The organism is Microbacterium paludicola (assembly GCF_015235415.1).
GTDB classification, from domain to species: Bacteria; Actinomycetota; Actinomycetes; order Actinomycetales; family Microbacteriaceae; genus Microbacterium; species Microbacterium paludicola.
This window is the reverse complement of sequence record NZ_JADGLL010000031.1, coordinates 1-18,468: the sequence shown is the minus strand read 5'-3', so window position 1 is coordinate 18,468 and position 18,468 is coordinate 1. Positions and strand designations below refer to the sequence as shown.

At 71.4% G+C, this 18,468-nt stretch carries 19 protein-coding genes; 10 read left to right on the top strand and 9 right to left on the bottom strand.

The window, feature by feature from the left end; all coding sequences use genetic code 11:
* The first annotated feature begins 18 nt into the window (after nt 1–18).
* Nucleotides 19–864: an exodeoxyribonuclease III gene (locus IR155_RS11630; RefSeq protein WP_135114994.1), complete on the top strand. Its 846-nt coding sequence runs from the start codon at nt 19–21 to the stop codon at nt 862–864.
* A gap of 27 nt (nt 865–891) precedes the next feature.
* Here IR155_RS11630 and IR155_RS11625 read toward each other — a convergent pair whose 3' ends face one another.
* From IR155_RS11625 to IR155_RS11615, 3 genes are read right to left on the bottom strand one after another with little or no spacing between them, the layout of a single operon-like run.
* Nucleotides 892–1,644 carry a gamma-glutamyl-gamma-aminobutyrate hydrolase family protein gene (locus IR155_RS11625; protein WP_135114993.1) on the bottom strand — a complete coding sequence of 251 codons (753 nt, stop codon included), beginning with the start codon at nt 1,642–1,644 and terminating at the stop codon, nt 892–894.
* Between the two features lie 60 nt (nt 1,645–1,704).
* Entirely contained in the window at nt 1,705–2,412 is a 708-nt protein-coding gene (locus IR155_RS11620) for a winged helix-turn-helix transcriptional regulator (RefSeq protein ID WP_135114992.1), read from the bottom strand.
* A gap of 4 nt (nt 2,413–2,416) precedes the next feature.
* A complete protein-coding gene (locus tag IR155_RS11615) occupies nt 2,417–2,866 on the bottom strand; it encodes a VOC family protein (protein ID WP_135114991.1) in 450 nt (149 codons plus the stop codon).
* A gap of 170 nt (nt 2,867–3,036) precedes the next feature.
* On the opposite strand from IR155_RS11615, the gene IR155_RS11610 reads away from it, so the two are divergent.
* The 5 genes from IR155_RS11610 to IR155_RS11590 all read left to right on the top strand — a co-directional run bounded on the left by IR155_RS11610 (nt 3,037) and on the right by IR155_RS11590 (nt 7,930).
* Entirely contained in the window at nt 3,037–4,332 is a 1,296-nt protein-coding gene (locus IR155_RS11610) for a sensor histidine kinase (protein WP_135114990.1), read from the top strand.
* Nucleotides 4,329–4,964 carry a response regulator gene (locus IR155_RS11605; RefSeq protein ID WP_267899516.1) on the top strand — a complete coding sequence of 212 codons (636 nt, stop codon included), beginning with the start codon at nt 4,329–4,331 and terminating at the stop codon, nt 4,962–4,964. The genes IR155_RS11610 and IR155_RS11605 overlap by 4 nt, the downstream gene beginning before the upstream one ends.
* A gap of 216 nt (nt 4,965–5,180) precedes the next feature.
* The gene (locus IR155_RS11600; protein WP_135114989.1) at nt 5,181–6,065 is read left to right on the top strand and encodes an ABC transporter ATP-binding protein; all 885 of its coding nucleotides are present in this window, start codon (nt 5,181–5,183) and stop codon (nt 6,063–6,065) included.
* Nucleotides 6,062–7,189 (top strand): ABC transporter permease, encoded by a 1,128-nt coding sequence (locus tag IR155_RS11595; protein ID WP_135114988.1) that lies wholly within the window; start codon nt 6,062–6,064, stop codon nt 7,187–7,189. Before IR155_RS11600 ends, IR155_RS11595 begins: the two co-directional genes overlap by 4 nt.
* Before the next feature lie 153 nt (nt 7,190–7,342).
* Nucleotides 7,343–7,930, top strand: coding sequence for a nitroreductase family protein (locus IR155_RS11590; RefSeq protein WP_135114987.1), 588 nt, complete (start codon nt 7,343–7,345; stop codon nt 7,928–7,930).
* Between the two features lie 82 nt (nt 7,931–8,012).
* Here IR155_RS11590 and IR155_RS11585 read toward each other — a convergent pair whose 3' ends face one another.
* The gene (locus tag IR155_RS11585; protein WP_135114986.1) at nt 8,013–8,723 is read right to left on the bottom strand and encodes a hypothetical protein; all 711 of its coding nucleotides are present in this window, start codon (nt 8,721–8,723) and stop codon (nt 8,013–8,015) included.
* Nucleotides 8,724–8,802: 79 nt separating this feature from the next.
* Between IR155_RS11585 and IR155_RS11580 the strand changes: the two genes are divergently transcribed.
* Nucleotides 8,803–9,657: an SMP-30/gluconolactonase/LRE family protein gene (locus IR155_RS11580; RefSeq protein ID WP_135114985.1), complete on the top strand. Its 855-nt coding sequence runs from the start codon at nt 8,803–8,805 to the stop codon at nt 9,655–9,657.
* Between the two features lie 37 nt (nt 9,658–9,694).
* On the opposite strand, the gene IR155_RS11575 is transcribed toward IR155_RS11580, so the two are convergent.
* Nucleotides 9,695–11,893, bottom strand: a complete 2,199-nt coding sequence (locus tag IR155_RS11575) for an ATP-dependent Clp protease ATP-binding subunit (RefSeq protein ID WP_135114984.1) — start codon at nt 11,891–11,893, stop codon at nt 9,695–9,697.
* Between the two features lie 143 nt (nt 11,894–12,036).
* Here IR155_RS11575 and IR155_RS11570 point away from each other — a divergent pair, with 143 nt between their 5' ends.
* From IR155_RS11570 to IR155_RS11560, 3 genes are read left to right on the top strand one after another with little or no spacing between them, the layout of a single operon-like run.
* Nucleotides 12,037–12,363 carry a hypothetical protein gene (locus IR155_RS11570; protein WP_135114983.1) on the top strand — a complete coding sequence of 109 codons (327 nt, stop codon included), beginning with the start codon at nt 12,037–12,039 and terminating at the stop codon, nt 12,361–12,363.
* A gap of 25 nt (nt 12,364–12,388) precedes the next feature.
* A complete protein-coding gene (locus IR155_RS11565) occupies nt 12,389–12,766 on the top strand; it encodes a hypothetical protein (protein WP_135114982.1) in 378 nt (125 codons plus the stop codon).
* Nucleotides 12,767–12,776: 10 nt separating this feature from the next.
* Nucleotides 12,777–13,121, top strand: a complete 345-nt coding sequence (locus tag IR155_RS11560) for a hypothetical protein (RefSeq protein ID WP_135114981.1) — start codon at nt 12,777–12,779, stop codon at nt 13,119–13,121.
* A gap of 22 nt (nt 13,122–13,143) precedes the next feature.
* Here IR155_RS11560 and IR155_RS11555 read toward each other — a convergent pair whose 3' ends face one another.
* The 4 genes from IR155_RS11555 to IR155_RS11540 all read right to left on the bottom strand — a co-directional run bounded on the left by IR155_RS11555 (nt 13,144) and on the right by IR155_RS11540 (nt 18,396).
* Entirely contained in the window at nt 13,144–14,130 is a 987-nt protein-coding gene (locus IR155_RS11555) for a GlxA family transcriptional regulator (RefSeq protein WP_135114980.1), read from the bottom strand.
* A gap of 243 nt (nt 14,131–14,373) precedes the next feature.
* Nucleotides 14,374–15,594, bottom strand: a complete 1,221-nt coding sequence (locus tag IR155_RS11550; protein WP_135114979.1) for a glycosyltransferase — start codon at nt 15,592–15,594, stop codon at nt 14,374–14,376.
* Nucleotides 15,595–15,614: 20 nt separating this feature from the next.
* The gene (locus tag IR155_RS11545) at nt 15,615–16,814 is read right to left on the bottom strand and encodes a glycosyltransferase (protein ID WP_233441192.1); all 1,200 of its coding nucleotides are present in this window, start codon (nt 16,812–16,814) and stop codon (nt 15,615–15,617) included.
* 154 nt (nt 16,815–16,968) lie between these two features.
* The gene (locus IR155_RS11540) at nt 16,969–18,396 is read right to left on the bottom strand and encodes a CCA tRNA nucleotidyltransferase (RefSeq protein WP_135114977.1); all 1,428 of its coding nucleotides are present in this window, start codon (nt 18,394–18,396) and stop codon (nt 16,969–16,971) included.
* Nucleotides 18,397–18,468: the final 72 nt, after the last annotated feature.

Below are 18,468 nucleotides of genomic sequence, written 5' to 3'. Positions count from 1 at the left end.
CCGATCTAGGCTGGATCCATGCGGCTTGCCACCTGGAACGTGAACTCGATCCGCGCCCGCGTCGGACGCATCGTCGCCTTCGCCGAGCGCGAGAGCATCGACGTGCTGGCGATGCAGGAGATCAAGTGCAAGCCCGAGCAGTTCCCCTACGCCGAGTTCGAGGCGGCGGGCTACCACGTCGAGGCGCACGGCCTGAATCAGTGGAACGGCGTCGCGATCGCGAGCCGCGAGCCGATCGAGGACGTGGAGTATTCCTTCCCGGGAATGCCCGGTTTCCTGAAGGATCACGACGGGCCGGATGCCCCGCTCGAGGCGCGTGCCATCGGCGCCACGGTGGGCGGCGTTCGCGTGTGGAGCCTGTACGTGCCCAACGGACGCTCGCTGCACGACCCGCACTACACCTACAAGCTCCACTGGCTGAAGGCGCTCGAGGAGTACACGCGGCAGACCCTCACCGCTCGGCCGGATCTGCCGCTTGCCCTGGTCGGCGACTACAACATCGCGCCGACCGACGCCGACAACGGCGACCCCCAGGTGGTCGAGGGAGTGACTACCCACGTCTCCCCCGCCGAGCGCGAGGCCTTCGCGGCCCTCGAGTCGGCCGGAGTCAGCGACGTCGTGCGCCCGCTGGTGCCCGAGGGCTACACCTACTGGGACTACAAGGCCCTGAAGTTCCCGCGCAACCAGGGCCTTCGCATCGACTTCATCCTCGGATCGCGCGCGCTTGCCGACGCGGTGACCGGCGCCGCCATCCACCGCGACGAGCGCAAGGGCGACGCCCCCAGCGACCACGTGCCGGTGGTCGTCGATCTCGACTTTCCGAATGAGGCCGAGGACGACGACTTCCCGATGATCTTCGGCTGATCGGCGACCAGCGCCACGCGTCAGCCGTCAGGCGGTGAGCACAACCTCGAACGCCGGCGAGCCTGCCGAGGCCGCCGCGACGAGGCGCCGGAACAGCGCCAGCTCGAACGCCCACTCCTCCGGGGCCGACAGCTTCTCGGGGTGCCACTGGACGCCGACGTAGTCCCATCCGTCCGTCGCCTCGACTGCCTCGACCACGCCGTCGTCCGCCTGCGCGACGGCGACAAGGCCTTCGGCGACCCGACCGACTGCCTGGTGGTGAAGCGAGTTCACGGCCCGACGCGTGACGCCGTACACCCCGGCGAGGCGGCTGTCGGGGGCGAGCGTCACGTCGTGGCGCACGCGGAACTGGCGCTCCGCGTCGAGCAGCGGGGCGTGAACCGACGTCGTCCCGAGGTCGACGACGAGCGTGCCACCCAGGGCCACGTTCACGACCTGGTGCCCGCGGCAGATACCGAGCGTCGGGATGTTCAGATCCCGCGCGGCGCGGGCGAGCTCGAGCTCGAACCCGTCGCGCTGCGCGCTGTACTCGACGCCCGGCTCCGGACGGCCACCGTAACGGGTCGGATCGACGTCTCCCCCACCGGAGAGCACGAGGCCGTCCAGCCGCGCGGCAAGCTGCGCGGGATCGCCGATCGGCGGCAGCACGATCGGGATGCCGCCCGCGGCCTCGACGGCCTCGATGTAGTCGGTGCCGAGTGCCGCGTAGGGAAGGTCGGTCCCGTGCTCGGTGTCGAGCCTGCGCAGCGGAGCCGAGATGCCGATGAGGGGGCGGGTCATCCATCCAGTCTCACCGGGGCGGTTCGGTACCGGCTCCCCCGGCGTAACACGGCGTGATCCTCAGGCAGCGATCCCCGGCGAGATGTGGAACGTGGCGGCGAACCGATCGAGCAGCGCGGCATCCCCGTCGACGACATGCAGGTGCCCCTTGGCGACGGCGTCCTGCGGCGACAGCTCCCCCGAGATGAGGCGGCGAATGCCGGGTCCTGCCGCGATGCGCACATCGGGCTCGCCGGATGGCAGCGCTCCTCGGACCGGCGGTGCCGGAGGCGCGATCTGCCACACCTCCAGCTCGCCCACCTGGAGCTGACCGGCCGACACGCGCACACCGAGCGTCACGGATCCGATCCGCAGCTCGTATGTCGTTTCGGGCATGTCGACCGCGCGTTCCGGTCGGAACGCTGTCCGCAGCGCCATGGTGAGGGAATCCGGCGTCACGACGTCGCCCTCTCCCGGGTCGCCCATCCGCTGGAACCCCCAACGTCCGAGCGCCAGCACGATCGGCTCGAGCTCACGGCCGTACTCCGTGAGCTCATAGACGAGGCCGCATCGCGGGATCGGCACCCGGCGCACAACGCCGCCCTCCTGCAGTTCCTTCAGCCGCGTGCTGAGGATGTTGGTCGGGATCCTCGGCAGCCCCTGCTTCAGGTCGGTGTAGCGGCGCGGCCCGACGAGCAGGTCGCGGACGATGAGCAGGGCCCACCGCTCCCCGACCAGCTCGACGGCCGTCGTGACGCCGCAGTACTGCCCGTAGCTGCGCGTTGCCAATCGATCAGGCCCCAGCCTGCTCCGTCGCCTCCGCCATATAGGCCTCGGGGCCCTTCTCGGCGGCGACCGGGTCCATCCAGAGGAACTCGATGATGTTGCCGTCGGGGTCGGCCATGCTGACGGAGTACATGAACCCGTAGTCCTGCGGGTCCTTGTGCTCGCTGCCGCCCGCGTCGAGCACGGCCTGGCGGATGGTGTCGACGTCCTCACGCGAGTCGCGGCTGATCGCCGTGATGACCTGTGCCGAACCGGCAGGATCGACGACCGTCTTGTCGGTGAAGGTGCCGAAGTACTCCTTGGTCAGGACCATGAAGAAGACGTTGTCGTCCCACTTCACGCAGGCGGCGTTGTCGTCCGTGAACTCCGGCACGATCTCGGCGCCGAGGGAGCTGTAGAACTCCTTCGCCTTCGGCAGATCGGCCGTCGGCAGGTTGACGAAGATGTTGGTGGCCATGCGTGCTCTCTCTCCTGCTTCGTTGCGAGTGGGTGCCGTCGGCCGCGTCCGGGGCGGAGCTGCCGACGCGGCCCTGCTTGCAAAAAGCAAGTAGCACGTCAAGAGCCCGCCAGCGAGGTTTCCACCGCGCGGGGGAGGACGACGCTCCGCCGGATCCGTAGCGTGGAGGGATGGCGCTCCTCACGCGTGAATCCCCTGCGCCCGCGCTTCGGGCTGCCCCCGATGCGACGGCGCGCGAACGCCCGACCGCGCGTGACCTGCGGACGGACGTCCTGCTCGCCAGCGGTCTTTTCGTCAGCGCGGTGCTGAGCGTCGCACTGAACGCGGTCTCGCAGATGTTCGCGTTCCGTGACGACGCCGGCGCCTGGCCGCTCCTGTTCGCCGCGCTCACGACGCTGCCTCTCGCGATGCGCCGGCGCTATCCGATCGCGGTCGCGGTCCTGATCTCAGCCGCGTACTTCGCGGGTGTGTCCTTCGAGATGGCCGAGCTGTACGTCAGCCAGGTGACCATGTTCATCGCCTTCTACACGGTGGGCGCGTGGATGGACGACCGGCGGCGCGCCGCCATCGGCCGCCTGTTGATCATGGCCGGGATGTTCGTCTGGATGCTCGTGACGACATATCTCGGCGCCGTGCAGCCGGAGGAGCATACGCCCGAGTTCGCGGGCGCGTTCTCGCCCTACGTCGCCTACATGCTCATCCTGTGGCTCGTGAACGTCGCATACTTCGGCGGTGCGTACTACATGGGGGATCGCGCGCACGCCGCGGCCCGCGACCGCGAGGCCCTGCGCCGCCGTACCCGCGAGCTGGAGGAGGAGCGCGAGATGTCCGCCGCGCAGGCGGTGACGCTCGACCGGATCCGCATCGCCCGTGAGCTTCACGACGTGGTCGCGCACCACGTGTCCGCCATGGGCGTGCAGGCGGGAGCCGCCCGCACGGTGCTTGACAGAGACCCGGATGCCGCACGCAGCATATTGACATCGGTCGAGCAGTCCGCACGCTCAGCGATCGACGAGCTGCACCTCCTGCTCGACACGCTCCGCGCCCCCGGAGGCGTCGACGAGACCGCCTCGACGCTGCGCCTCGAGGGCCTCGCCGAGCTTGCGCACGAGATGACCGCCGCGGGGACGCCCACGTCGTTCACCGTCGTGGGGGAGCCGCTGGAGGTGCCCGAGACCATCCACGTGAACCTCTACCGCATCGCGCAGGAGGCGCTCACGAACGCCCGGCGCCACGCGGGGCCCGACGTGACGGCCGACATGCGGCTGCGGTATGACCGCGACGCCGTGGAGCTCGAGGTCACGAACACGGGCCGCGCGCGTCCCGGCGCGCGCGCGGGTCTCGGCCAGCTCGGCATGCGGGAGCGCGCCATCGCGTCCGGCGGCTCGCTCGAGTTCGGGCCCCGCGATCGCGGTGGCTACCTGGTGAGGGTGCGAGTGCCGGTGCCGCGCGGAGACGCGTCGTGACCCCGCGGGTCCTGATCGTGGACGACCATGCCACGATGCGCATGGGCTTCCGGACGATCCTCGAGGCGTCGGGAATCGAGGTCGCGGGCGAGGCCGCGACCGGCCGGCAGGCGGTCGCCGCCGCGCAGGAGATCGCCCCGGATGTTGTGCTGATGGACGTGCAGATGCCCGACATGGACGGCATCGAGGCGACCCGCCGGATCCTGTCCCAGGATCGGCGGCCGCGCATCCTGATCGTGACAACCTTCGACCGCGACGACTACCTGTTCGCCGCGCTCGATGCCGGCGCGAGCGGCTTCCTGCTGAAGAACGCCGGCCCCGAGGAGCTCGTCGCGGCGGTCAGGGTGGTCGCCTCCGGCGACGCGCTGCTCGCGCCTGAGGTCACGCGCCGGGTCATCGAGCGCCACGCGCGCCCCGCCACCGCGGCGAGCGCGCCGGATCCCGGCCTGACCGACCGCGAGCGGGAGGTGCTGCGGCTGCTCGCCGAGGCGCTCAGCAACGCGGAGATCGCCGAGCGCCTCTTCATCGGCGAAGCGACCGTCAAGACGCACGTGTCGAACGTCCTGCAGAAGCTGGGCGCGCGAGACCGCGTCGCCGCGGTCGTCTACGCCCACCGCCACGGGCTCGCCTGAGCGCCACCGAGCCCCCGCCGCCGCGCGCCAGCGCCCACGTCGGTGCGGATCGGCCCACTCCCGCGCGAATGAGGGCCGCTCGGCACCGATCTCGCTCCCGACGGAGCCCACCTCGGCGCCCCCGCCGCGCGGGGGAGAGGCAAGATCCACCCTCGGGGGGATCCCGAGGCCGCGCCGCCTGCCTAGCGTGAGTTGCATGGACGAAAGGGGCAGCGGATGCTGACGCTCAGCGGGATCGAGAAGAGCTACGGCGAGCGGCGGGTGCTGGACGACGTGTCGTTCGACATCGCGCCGGGTCGCCTCACCGGGTTCGTCGGCGGCAACGGCGCCGGCAAGACCACCACCATGCGGATCATCCTCGGCCTGCTGGCCCACGAGCGCGGCGAGGTGACGCTCAACGGCGCCCCGCTCACGGCCGCTGACCGCCGCGGCTTCGGCTACATGCCGGAGGAGCGCGGGCTGTACCCGAAGATGCGGGTGCTCGAGCACATCGTCTACCTCGCGCGCCTCCACGGCTTCACGAAGGACGACGCCACCACCCGCGCGCGGGCGATCCTGGACAGGCTCGGCCTGGGGGAGCGGATGAACGACAACGTCGAGGCCCTCTCGCTCGGCAACCAGCAGCGCGCCCAGATCGCGGCCGCGCTCGTGCACGACCCCGAGGTGCTGATCCTCGACGAGCCGTTCTCGGGCCTGGATCCCCTCGCGGTGGATGTCGTCGCGAGCGTCCTGCAGGAGCGCGCGGCCGCCGGGGTGTCGGTCCTGTTCTCGTCGCACCAGCTGGATGTCGTCGAGCGCCTCTGCGACGACCTCGTCATCATCGCCGGCGGCACCATCCGGGCGAACGGATCGCGCGACGAGCTTCGCAACCGGCACGCGTCGCGCCGCTTCGAGCTCGTCTCCTCCGCCGACGCGGGCTGGCTGCGCGAGCAGCCCGGCATCGAGGTCGTCGACTTCGACAGCGGATGGGCGGTGTTCGACGCGGACGACGACGCGTCCGCCCAGCGCGTGCTCCGCGCCGCCCTCGAGCGCGGCGACGTCGCCTCGTTCTCGCCTCAGCGCCCCTCTCTCGCGCAGATCTTCAAGGAGGTCATCCAGTGAGCACTCCCACCACCACACGCACCACCGCCGCCCGCCCCGAGGCGTCGCTCACGCCCGCCCAGGGCGTGTGGCTCGTCGCCGAGCGCGAGATCGGCGGCAAGCTCCGCAGCCGCTCGTTCCTGATCTCCACGGCGATCCTGCTCGTCCTGGCTCTCGGCGGCATCCTGTGGTCGGGGTTCCAGGCGGGCTCCGCCGGCACGATCGAGGTCGCCGCCACGGCGGATGTCGCCGGTCAGCTCCCGGAGGTCGAGGCCATCGAGGTCACCGAGGTCGCGGATCGCGCCGAGGCCGAGGCGCTCGTCGCCGACGGCGAGGTCGAGGCGGCGCTGCTCCCCGACGCGCAGTCGCCGACGGGCGTGCTGCTGCTCGCCGACAAGGAGGCACCCGACTCGCTGGTGTCGCTGCTGTCGGTCGCGCCGACGGTCGAGCTGCTCGATCCGGATGCCGACGGCGAGGGCCCGATGCGGTACCTGCTCGGCGTCATCTTCGGCGTGGTGTTCATGATGTCGGCGATCACCTTCGGCTCGCCGATCAGCATGAGCGTGATCGAGGAGAAGCAGACCCGCGTGATCGAGATCCTGATCTCGGCGATCCCGGCCCGCGTCCTGCTCGCGGGCAAGGTGCTCGGCAACACGATCCTCGCGTTCGGGCAGATCCTGCTGCTCGTCGCGGTCGCCGTGGTCGGCCTTGTGCTCACGGGTCAGACCGGGCTGCTGCAGGGCCTCGGCGCGCCGCTCGTGTGGTTCGCGGTGTTCTTCGTCTTCGGCTTCCTGCTGCTCGCGGCGATGTTCGCGGCGGCCGGATCGCTCGTGTCCCGCCAGGAGGATTCGGGACCGACGCTGACCCCCGTGATGTACCTGACGATGATCCCGTACTTCCTCGTGCTGTTCCTCGGGGACAACCCCGTCGCGATGACGGTGATGTCGTACGTGCCGTTCTCGGCGCCGGTGGCGATGCCGATCCGGCTCTTCTTCGGCGAGGCGACGTGGTGGGAGCCGCTGCTGTCGCTCGTCATCCTGCTCGCCTCCTGCTTCGTGGTGATCGGCCTCGGCGCCAAGATCTACGAGAACTCGCTGCTGCGGATGGGCGCACGCGTGAAGCTCAAGGACGCCCTGCGCGGCTGACCCGCACACACGAAGGCGCGTGCTCTCCCCGGAGGTCACGCGCCTTCGTCGTATTCGGGACCAACTCGATTCACCGGAATAGAATCTGCCGCGCGGGCCTTGCATCCCGTGGGCAACGGCGCCCTGACCATCCCGAACCCGAGGAGAAATCACATGGACGCTGCCACGTTCGACCGCACCGCGACCACCGACCACCCGGTCCTCGACGTCCTCGCCGGACGCTGGAGCCCCCGCGCCTTCGACGCCACCGCGCCGATCGACGAGCAGAAGCTCTCGAGCGCGCTCGAGGCCGCACGCTGGTCGCCCTCGGCCAACAACATCCAGCCGTGGAAGTTCATCGTCGCCCGCCGCGGCACCCCCGAGCACGCCGCGATCAGCGCGTCGCTGATGGGCTTCAACCAGGCCTGGGCGCCCGCCGCGGCCGTCCTGATCGTCGCCGTCGCCACCACGCACGACGCCGCGGGCAACGAGATCCCCACCGCGCTGTACGACCTCGGCCAGGCCGTGGCGCACCTGTCGGTGCAGGCCCACCACGACGGCCTCGTTGTGCACCAGATGACGGGCTTCGACCCCGCCGCCGTCGCCGCGCACTTCGGCCTGCCGCAGAACGAGCGGCCGTTCACCGTGACCGCCCTCGGTGAGTTCGGCGATCTCGACGCCCTGCCCGAGGCCCTGCGCGAGCGCGAGACCGCCCCGCGCACGCGCCGCCCGATCGCGGAGTCGCTCATCGTCAACGCCTGATCGCGCGCGTCACGAGGGGCCGGCGGGAGTCATCCCGCCGGCCCCTCGTCGTCCGCTGCGCCGCGCCCGATCCAGCGCCCGGTCACATGTCCTGCAGGAACCCCAGCACGAGCAGCACCGCCACGGTTCCGACGGCGATCATTGCGATCCCGAACCCCCGTGCCGCCTTCTGCGCCGCCGTGCCCGCCGCGCGGCGGGCAGCGGTGCGCGCCGCGGTCGCGGCCGCCTGCCGCGTCGACTGCCAGTCGCCGTCGCGCAGATCGCCGCGCACGGCCTCGACGAGCGCGGATCCCTCGGCCGTTGTCGAGATGCGCGCCGCGAGCCCCTCGCCCGAGCGCGTGAGCCGATCGCGCTGAGCCACCAGCCGCGCGCGCTGCTCCTCGGTCAGGAGCCCGCTCGCCGTCTCGCCCAGCCCCGCCGCGAACTCGGCGGGTGTGTCGGCTGCCGCGATCTCGCTCGCCGATCCGCCGATCTGCGCAAGCGCGCCCCGGATGTCGCCCTTCTTCAGCGCCCCGAGAGCGGCGCCCATGTCGACGCCGGATGCCGCATCCGCGATCTCCCGCGCCCACGGCGCGCCGGATCCGGGAGGCTGAACCGCACCCGCCGGCTCGGCGGGCGCCGGCAGCCGGAGGGCCGGGAGCTCGATCCGCGGCAGCTCCTGCGGCGCGGCGACGGGCGCCGCGTTCGCGCCGAGCCCGCCGCCGAACAGTTCGGGCAGCCCCGGCACGACGGCGCGGGGCGGATCGAACAGCGGCCCCCGCGCGGGCACGCTCTGCTGCGGTTCTTCCCCCATGGCGACATCCTGCCGTACGCGAGGCCCGGGCGCCGCGACAGAATGGTCACGGCCGCCACCCGCGATCCGAGGAGGACCGATGCCCCGCGCCGAGCAGATCACCGCACCGATCACATACCACGGCGAGGGCGCGGTCTGGCACGACGGATGGGGCGGCCTGCGCCTCGTCGACATGCTCGCGGGCGACATCCTGTCGCTCGACGAGAGCACCGGCGACGTCTCCCGGCTTCACGTCGACTCGCCCGTCGCGGCGCTGCTGCGCCCGCGCACCGCGGGCGGCTTCATCGTCGCCACCGAGCGCGCGTTCGCGGCGTACGACGCACACGACCGCCGAGAGTGGGTCACGCCCGATCTGTGGGAGGGCCCGATCCGCTTCAACGAGGGCACCGTCGACCCCCGGGGCCGGCTGCTCGCGGGGCAGATGGCGTACGACCCGAAGCCCGGGTCCGCCGCGATGTGGCGGCTGAACACGGATCGCTCCACCGAGCGCCTGTTCGGCGGCCTCACGATCTCGAACGGCCTCGGCTTCACCGCCGACGGCAGCCGCGCGTACTTCAACGACACCCCGACCGGCCGCATCGACGTCTTCGACGTGGAGGACGGCGAGCTGGGGGAGCGCCGCCCCTTCGTCACGCTCCCGGAGGGAGTCGGCAGCCCGGATGGCCTGTGCCTGGACGTCGAGGACGGCGTGTGGGTCGCGCTCCACGGCGGCTCGGCGGTGCGTCGCTACGACGCCGACGGGACGCTGACCGAGGTCGTCGACGTCGGCGCCGCGCAGGTCACGTCCTGCGCCCTCGGCGGCCCGGACGGCACGACGCTGTACATCACGACGTCGCGCGAGGGCCTCGAGCCGCACGAGGACCCGAACGCGGGGGCACTGTTCCGCGCGGAGGCCGGCATCGCCGGCGCCCCGCTCCGCACGGTCGACGTCTGAGCCCCCGCACCCGAGGGCTGAGCCCCAGCGCTGCCGCTCAGTCCTCGACGATCTCGGCGTCGATCACGTCGTCGTCCTCGTCCGCCGCGGGCGCCTGCCCCTCGCTCACCAGCGTGAGCTGAGAGCCGTCGCTCGCCACGTCCACGCGCACGGTGTCGCCGTCGCGGACGCCGCCCGACAGGATCGCGCGCGCGAGCCGATCCTGGATCTCGGTCTGGATGAGGCGGCGCAGGGGGCGCGCGCCGTACACCGGGTCGTAGCCGCGCTCGGCAAGCCAGGCGCGGGCATCCGGCGTGACGGCGAGCGTGAGGCGGCGGGTCGAGAGTCGGCGCTGCAGCAGGTCGACCTGCAGCTCGACGATCTGCGCGAGGTCGTCCTGCGTGAGCGCCTGGAACATCACGATGTCGTCGAGGCGGTTCACGAACTCGGGCTTGAACGCCTGCCGCACGAGGTGCATGACCTGCTCGCGCTTGACCTCGGCCGAGAGCGTCGGGTCGATCAGGATCGGCGAGCCGAGGTTCGACGTCAGGATCAGGATGACGTTCTTGAAGTCGACGGTGCGGCCCTGTCCGTCGGTGAGGCGACCGTCGTCCATCACCTGCAGCAGCACGTCGAACACCTCGGGGTGGGCCTTCTCGACCTCGTCGAGCAGCACGACGCTGTACGGACGGCGGCGGACCGTCTCCGTCAGCTGCCCGCCCTGCTCGTAGCCGACGTAGCCGGGAGGGGCGCCGACGAGGCGCGAGACCGAGTGCTTCTCGCCGTACTCGGACATGTCGATGCGCACCATCGCGTGCTCGTCGTCGAACAGGAACTCGGCGAGCGCCTTGGCGAGCTCGGTCTTTCCCACGCCCGTGGGGCCGAGGAACAGGAACGAGCCCGTGGGACGGTTCGGGTCGCTGATGCCCGCGCGCGAGCGGCGCACGGCGTCGGACACCGCGCCCACCGCCTCCTTCTGCCCGATGAGGCGCCGGCCGAGCTCGGCCTCGAGGTGAAGCAGCTTCTCGGTCTCGCCCTGCAGCAGCCGCCCGACGGGGATGCCCGTCCACGACGCGATCACCTGGGCGATGTCGTCGTCGGTGACCTGCTCGTTCACCATCCGCGGCTCGTCGGCCCCGGCCTCGGCCAGGCGCTCGGCCTCGGCGAGCTGCTCCTCGAGCTGCTTGATGGTCTCGTACTGAAGCTTCGACGCCTTCGCGTAGTCGGCCTCGCGCAGGGCGCGGTCGCGCTCGGTCACCGCCTCGTCGAGGCGCTTCTTGAGGTCGCCGACGCGGTTCAGGCCGCCGCGCTCGCGCGCCCAGCGCGCCTCGAGCTCGGCCAGCTCGCGCGAGGACTCCTCCATCTGCTCGCGCAGCTTGGCGAGTCGCTCCTTCGACGCAGGATCCTTCTCCTTCTTGAGCGCGAGCTCCTCCAGCCGCATCCTGTCGACCTGGCGCTTGAGCTGGTCGATCTCGACGGGGGAGGAGTCGATCTCCATCTTCAGGCGGCTCATCGCCTCGTCGATCAGGTCGATCGCCTTGTCGGGCAGCTGCCGGCTCGGGATGTAGCGGTTGCTGAGCGCCGCGGCCGCGACGAGCGCGCCGTCGGTGATCGTCACCCCGTGGTGCGCCTCGTACCGGCCCTTGAGCCCGCGCAGGATGGCGACCGTGTCCTCGACGGACGGCTCGCCCACGTACACCTGCTGGAAGCGGCGCTCGAGAGCGGCGTCCTTCTCGATGAACTCGCGGTACTCGTTCAGCGTCGTCGCGCCGATCAGGCGCAGCTCGCCGCGCGCGAGCATGGGCTTCAGCATGTTCGACGCCGCGACGGATCCCTCTCCGCCGCCGGCGCCCATCAGCACGTGAAGCTCGTCGATGAAGGTGATCACCTGGCCCTCCGACTCGGTGATCTCCTTCAGGACGTTCTTCAGCCGCTCCTCGAACTGGCCGCGGTACATCGCGCCGGCGACGAGTGCCGACATGTCCAGGCTGATCAGGCGCTTGTCCTTCAGGCTCTCGGCCACGTCGCCCGCGACGATGCGCTGCGCGAGGCCCTCGACCACGGCGGTCTTGCCGACGCCGGGCTCGCCGATCAGCACGGGGTTGTTCTTCGTGCGGCGGGTGAGCACCTGGCTCACGCGCCGGATCTCGCCGTCGCGTCCGATCACGGGGTCGAGCTTCCCCTGTCGGGCGCGCTCGGTCAGGTCGATGCCGAACTGCTCGAGTGCGCTCTGCTGATCCTGCTGCTGCTCTGCCACTGCCGCCTCCGAAGCCCTGCAAACTTGAGTCGCTTTCGCTCAAGTTTATCGGATCGAGGCGGGTCGCGGAAGACGCCTCGGACGACGGCGTGCCCTCCTAACGGTGGACAGACAGGCGGCGCCGCGGCCGCCATCCTGGAGGGATGACCACGCTCCCGTCGCCGCGACTTCCCGCGCGACCGTCGCGGCCGCACGTCGGCAGCATGGTCATCACGCCCGCGCAGGTCGCCGCCGGCATCGCGGTGTTCGGCCTGCTGTACGCCCTGTACCCCCTCCTGTTCGTCCACGGGGTCGCGCACATGGGCGTGATGCTCGGCCTCGCGATCGCCGGTTTCGCGGGAACCGTCGCGATCGTCCTCGGCGGCATCGGCGTGTTCTTCGGCTCATCGCGGCGCAGGGGCCTCGTCTGCATCGCCGTCGGAGCCTTCGCCCCGCTCGCGACCCTGGCCGCGATCCTGCTGTTCCTCTGACCTCGGCGTTCGCTAGCCTGACCCCGTGACCGCACCCGAGTACCCGCCGCCGCCCGCGGCATGGAACGCCCCCGCCGCGCAACCCGCGAGCCGGGGCGTCGCGTCACTCGTCGCCGCCGGGTTCGCCGCGGGAGTCGTGCTGCTGGGGTTCGTCGCGGTCTTCGTCCTGGCCGCGGCCATCAGCTCGGGCGACCCGACGACCGTCGGGCTCTCGTCGCTGCCGACCCAGCTCGCGAGCGCCCTGCTGGGGATCGGCGCCATCGTCGCCGGGTCGATCGGGATGGCGTCGCGCGCGCGGTTCGTGCTCGCCGGCGTCTCCGTCGGCGTGGGCCTCGTCCCCGTGATCTCGGGCTTCGTCACGATCCTCGAGTTCATGATCCACGCCGCGACCTCGGTGCTGTGAGGAGCAACGGATGACCGCCGAGCCCTACGCCCCCGCCGCGCCTCCGGTACGCGCCAACACCTTCGCGATCGTCGCGATCTGCATCGTCGGCGCGCTCATCCTCCTCAGCGCCGCGAGCAGCTTCCTGCCGATCCTGTCGTACGAGCTGCAGTGGTCGTACGCCACGGTGAGCGCCGTCGTCGCGATCGTCTCGCTTGTGCTCTCGCTCGCCGGCGCGGCGTGCGCGCTGCTCGGCCTCCGGCACCCCCGCAAGGGGCTCGCTGCCATCGCGCTCGGGTACTGCATGTTCGTGCTGATCCAGCAGGCGCTGTGGGCCGGGGTGTACCCGACAGTCGTGCAGCTCTTCAGCCGCTGACCCCCGCGCTGGGCACGGGCGGTCAGGCCGCGACGACCTCGCGGGCCTTCTTCGTCTCGGGCGGGCAGGCGAACCGCGCGCGGTAGGCCGTCGGCGTGGTGCCGAGCACCCGCGAGAAGTTCTGGCGCAGCACCGCCGCCGATCCGAAGCCGCACTCGTCGGCGATGCGGTCGAGGCCCCACTCGGTCTCCTCGAGCATCCGCTGCGCCTGGATGATGCGCTGACGCGCGAGCCACGCCGCCGGCGTCGTGCCGTAGTCGGCCTTGAACCGGCGCGCGAAGGTGCGCGGCGACATGTGCGCCCGGTTGGCGAGCTGCTCGACGGTGAGGTCGCGGTGGAGGTTGGCGACGGCCCAGTCGGCGACCGGCGCGAGCGAGAGGCCGGTCTGGTCGGGCATCGGCTTCAGGATGAACTGCGCCTGGCCTCCCTCGCGCTGCGGGGCGACCACCATCCGGCGCGCGATGCGGTTGGCCGCCTCGGCGCCGAGCTCCTGGCGCAGCAAGTGCAGGCAGGCGTCGAGCCCGGCCGCGGTGCCGGCGCTTGTGATGATGCGGCCGTCCTGCACGTAGAGCACGTCGGGATCCACCTCGACCCGCGGGTACATCCGCGCCATCGTGTCGGCGTACAGCCAGTGCGTCGTCGCACGGCGACCGTCGAGGATGCCCGCGGCGGCGAGCACGAACGCGCCGCTGCAGACGCTGAGGATCCACGCGTCGCGCTCGACGGCGGAGCGCAGGATGGCGGCGACCCGGGTGTCGATCCGTCCCCACGCCGACTTCGGCTGCGTCGAGACCACCACGAGGTCGGCGGTCTCGGCGAAGGTCAGGTCGTCGGTCACGTTGATCGAGAAGCCGAGATTGGATGTGACGGCTCCCGGGTCGGGCGTGACGATGCGGAAGTCGAACTTCTCGATCCCCTCCGCCGTGCGGTCGAGGCCGAACGCCTCGCAGGCGACGCCGAACTCGAAGGGCGCGAACCCCTCCTGCACGATGCACGCGACGGTCTTCATGAGGGGCTCCTGAGGGATGGAGTGAGGGTGGCAGTATTCCTGCGGGTTATGGCGATCCTGCCACTGTTGGCAGGATCCGCGCAAGCGCAGGATGACTGCCATGATCCTTCTCATCCTTCTCGCGATCCTGTCGGTCGTCGCGGTCGCCGCCACCGTGCACGAGGTGCACGTCGACGGCTACCGCGCGCTGCGCACGGATCCCCGGCGCCTGGTGCGCTGAAACCGCTGACGCTCGTGCCGGGCTCAGCGACCGGTGGCGACGCGCCCGTAGACCTCAACCATCGCTGCCGTGCGGGACGACTGGCGGAACCTCGCCGGCATCCCGGGGTCGGGCACGGGCGCCGTTCCCGCGGCGATGTCGGCCGCGGCCCGGGAGAGCGCCGCGGCGAGCGCGCGGATCCGCCCCTGCTCGTCGGCGGGCGCCTCCACGCGCCACACTCCCTCGCCGATCTCGTCGGCGATGTCCGGATCGCTGATCACGGCGGGCGTGCCGAGCGATGCCGCCTCGAACGGCGTCATCCCCTGCGTCTCGAAGCCGATCGACGTCTGCACGAGGGCATCGGCCGCCGCGATCCGGCGCAGCGTCTCGTCGTAGGCGAGCTTGCCGGCGAAGCGCACGCGATCCTGCATGCCGTGCGCGTCCACGAGCTTGCGCGCGGCGGCGAGCTGCCCGCCCCCGCCGATCAGCTCGACCTCGCACTCGACGTGTGCCTGCGCGAGCGCCTCGAGGAACGGCAGCAGCCGCTTCTCGGGGCTCATCCGCCCGAGCCAGACGAAGCGCGGCGGGCCCGGGGCTCGCTCGGCCGGCGCCTCGGCGCGCACGCGGTCGAACACCTCGTCGTCGATCCCGTTCCACACCACGTCGACGGCGTCGAAGACCCCGTGCGCCTCGAGACGCCGGGCGAAATGACTCGATGGCGCGGTCACGGCGCGCGCCCCGCGCGCGAGTCCGCGCAGGTACGCCCAGCCGTCGGCACCGGTCGCCGCGCCTCCCGGCAGACCCCGCAGCACGGCGCGGCGCCAGCCGTTCAGCGCGCGCAGCACAAGCCCCGGGAATGGCGCCGTCGCCTCGATTCCGACATCCACGCGGTTGTGCATCGTGTGCACAACAGGCAGCCCGTGGCGCGCGGCGAAGCGGTAGCCGAGGAACGCGCCCCAGAAGTCGGCCTGGACGTGCACGACGTCGGGCGCCAGACGCTCGGTCATCCCGCGGTCGATCGCGCGGTCGGCCGCGCGACCGGGCCACGTGAACGAGTACTCGCGGTCGAGGGTGATCGGGATCGAGGGAAGGTCGAGATACGCCGGATCGTCGGCGTTCACCACCGCTCGCGCGCCATGCCGCCGCGGCGCGACGATCGTCACGGTGTGTCCCGCCCGCTCGAGGTAGCGGCGCTGCAGCCGGGTCGAGACCTGGGCGCCGCCGAGCGACTCGACGTGCTGATCCGCGAAGATCACGACGTGCATGAGCTGCGGATCCCTCGGGCTCAGGCCGGCAGCGCTTCGCCGCGGTAGATCGCCTCGAAGGTGTCGAGCGTGCGGTTGATGTCGTGCACGAGCACGCCGTCGAGCGACGCCTGCTGCATGCGCAGCCGGTCCTCGGGGCTCGCGGTCAGCACCTTCGTGAGCTTGGCGGCGAGCTCGTCGGAGTCGCCCGGCGCGAAGAGATAGCCGTTCTCGCCCTCGTGAACGAGGTGCGGCAGCGCGACGGCGTCGGCGGCGACGATCGGCAGGCCCGACGCCATCGCCTCCATCGTCGCGATCGACTGGAGCTCGGCGATCGACGCGATCGCGAAGACCGCGCCCTTCGTGAGCGTCGCCCGCAGGTGCTCGTCGCTCGACCGGCCGTGGAACGACACGCGATCCTTGATCCCGAGGTCCTCGGCGAGCTGCTGCAGCGCCGGCTCCTGGTCTCCCTGGCCGACGAGGTCGAGCTTCGCGTCGAGCGCAGGGTCGAGCTTCGCGACCGCGCGCAGGATGACATCCACCTGCTTCTCGGCCGTGATCCGGCCGACGAAGACGATCCGGTTCTCGGTGCGGGGCCCGAGATCGGGGGTGTACTGCGTGCGGTCGATGCCGCAGCTGACGGGGATCACGCCGGCGATGTCGATCGTCTTCTCGAGGAAGTCGGCCGCCCGACGCGTCGGGGTGGTGATCGCCGCGGCCATCCCGAACGTGCGCTTCGCATCGGCCCACGCGAGCTTCACCAGGATCCGGTTCGCCCACTCGGGGAGCGTGGTGTGGTCGAGGATGTTCTCGGGCATCACGTGGTTCGTCGCGACGACGCGGATGCCGCGCTTGCGCGCCTCGCGCGTGAGGCCGCGGCCGACGACGATGTGCGACTGGCTGTGCACGACGTCGGGCTTGACGCGATCGAGCACGCGGCGGGCGTGGTGCTTCGCGCGCCACGGCCACACGAACCGCAGCCACTCGTGCCACCACAGCTTGACCGACGGCAGGCGGTGCACCGTCATCTGCACGCCCTCGATGGTCTCGGTGCGGTGAGGCTCGTCGCGGTACCGGGTGTTCGGCACCACGACGTGGACCTCGTGCCCGCGCTGCACGAGCCCGGCGGCGAGGCGCTCGGCGAAGCGGGCGGCGCCGTTGATGTCGGGGTGGAAGGTGTCGGCTCCGATGAGGACGCGCAACGGCTTCCGGGGGGCGTCCGGAACGGGGGAGTCGGTCACGTTCGAGCCTCGCAGTGCTGTTCGTGGCGGCATCGCCTCTCGCCCGGGGGGTCGGCGGCGAGAGGACGGGAAGTCGAAGTCAGAGCCTATCCGACTCGCCCCTTCCGTTCCGGGAGGCGTGCCGCGTCGTTCCGCGGCTGAGCGGGTGTCCGCGTCAGGCCTGCGCGGCCCACCACTGCCGCAGGCGGCTCTCGGCCTCCTCCGGCCCGAGCACGCCCTCGTCGAGACGCAGGTCGAGCAGGAACTTGTACGCCCGGCCCACCTCCGGCCCGGGGGAGATGCCGAGCACCTCCTGGATGCGGTTGCCGTCGAGCTCGGGCCGGATGGAGTCGAGCTCCTCCTGCTCGCGCAGCGTCACGATCCGCGCCTCGATGTCGTCGTAGGCCGACGCCAGGCGCATGGCCTTGCGCTTGTTGCGCGTGGTGACGTCGGCGCGCGTCAGGATGTGAAGCCGCTCGAGCTGGTCGCCCGCGTCCCGCACGTACCGCCGCACGGCGGCATCGGTCCAGGCGCCCTCGGCGTAGCCGAAGAACCGCAGGTGAAGCTCGATCAGCCGGGACACCGCGTCGATCGTCGCGCCGTCGAAGCGCAGCGCCTGCAGGCGCTTGCGCGCCATCCGCGCCCCCACGATGTCGTGGTGGTGGAACGTGACCGCGCCGCCCTTCTCGAGCTTGCGCGTGCGCGGCTTGCCGATGTCGTGGAGCAGAGCGGCAAGGCGCAGCGCGACATCCGGCTCCTGATCGGGGAACCGGATGCCCTCGTGCTCGATCGCCTGCAGCAGCACCGTGAGCGAGTGCTCGTAGACGTCCTTGTGGTGGTGGTGCTCGTCGACCTCGAGGCGCAGGGCGGACACCTCGGGGAGGAACTCCTCCATCAGCCCGGTCTCGACGAGGACGCGGATGCCGCGCACCGGATCGTCCGTTCCCAGCAGGCGCGTGAGCTCGCCCTGGATGCGCTCGGGGCTGACGATCGAGAGGGTGCCGCGCAGCTCCTCGATCGCCGCGAGCGTCCCCTCCTCGACCTCGAAGCCGAGCTGCGAAGAGAAGCGGGCGGCGCGCAGCATCCGGAGCGGGTCGTCGCCGAAGCTGATGCGCGGGTCGATGGGGGTGCGCAGGACGCCGGCGAGCAGGTCCTCGACGCCGCCGGTGGGGTCGACGAGCTTGACCTCGGTGACCCGCAGCGCCATCGCGTTGACCGTGAAGTCGCGCCGCACCAGGTCGGCCTCGAGCGTGTCGCCGAACTCGACGGTCGGCTTGCGAGTGACGCCGTCGTAGCTGTCGGCGCGATAGGTGGTGATCTCGACCTGCTCACCCTGCACGCGGGCGCCGATCGTGCCGAACGCGCGGCCGATGTCCCACTGCGCGGTCGAGATCGGCTTCACGATCCGCAGGATGTCGTCGGGGTGCGCATCCGTCGTGAAGTCGAGGTCGTGCGTGCTGCGTCCGAGCAGCGCGTCGCGCACGGGGCCGCCGACGATCGCGAGGTCGTGCCCGGCGTCGGCGAAGGCGCGGGCGAGCGTCGCCACGACGGGCGAGGCCGCCAGGTCGCCGAGACGCGCGACACCGTCGGCCATGTTGAGCATGGGTTCCAGGGTAGTCGGGGCCGCCTCGAGCTCCCGCCGGCGCGTGCTCCGCCGCCGCATCCGGATCAAGCC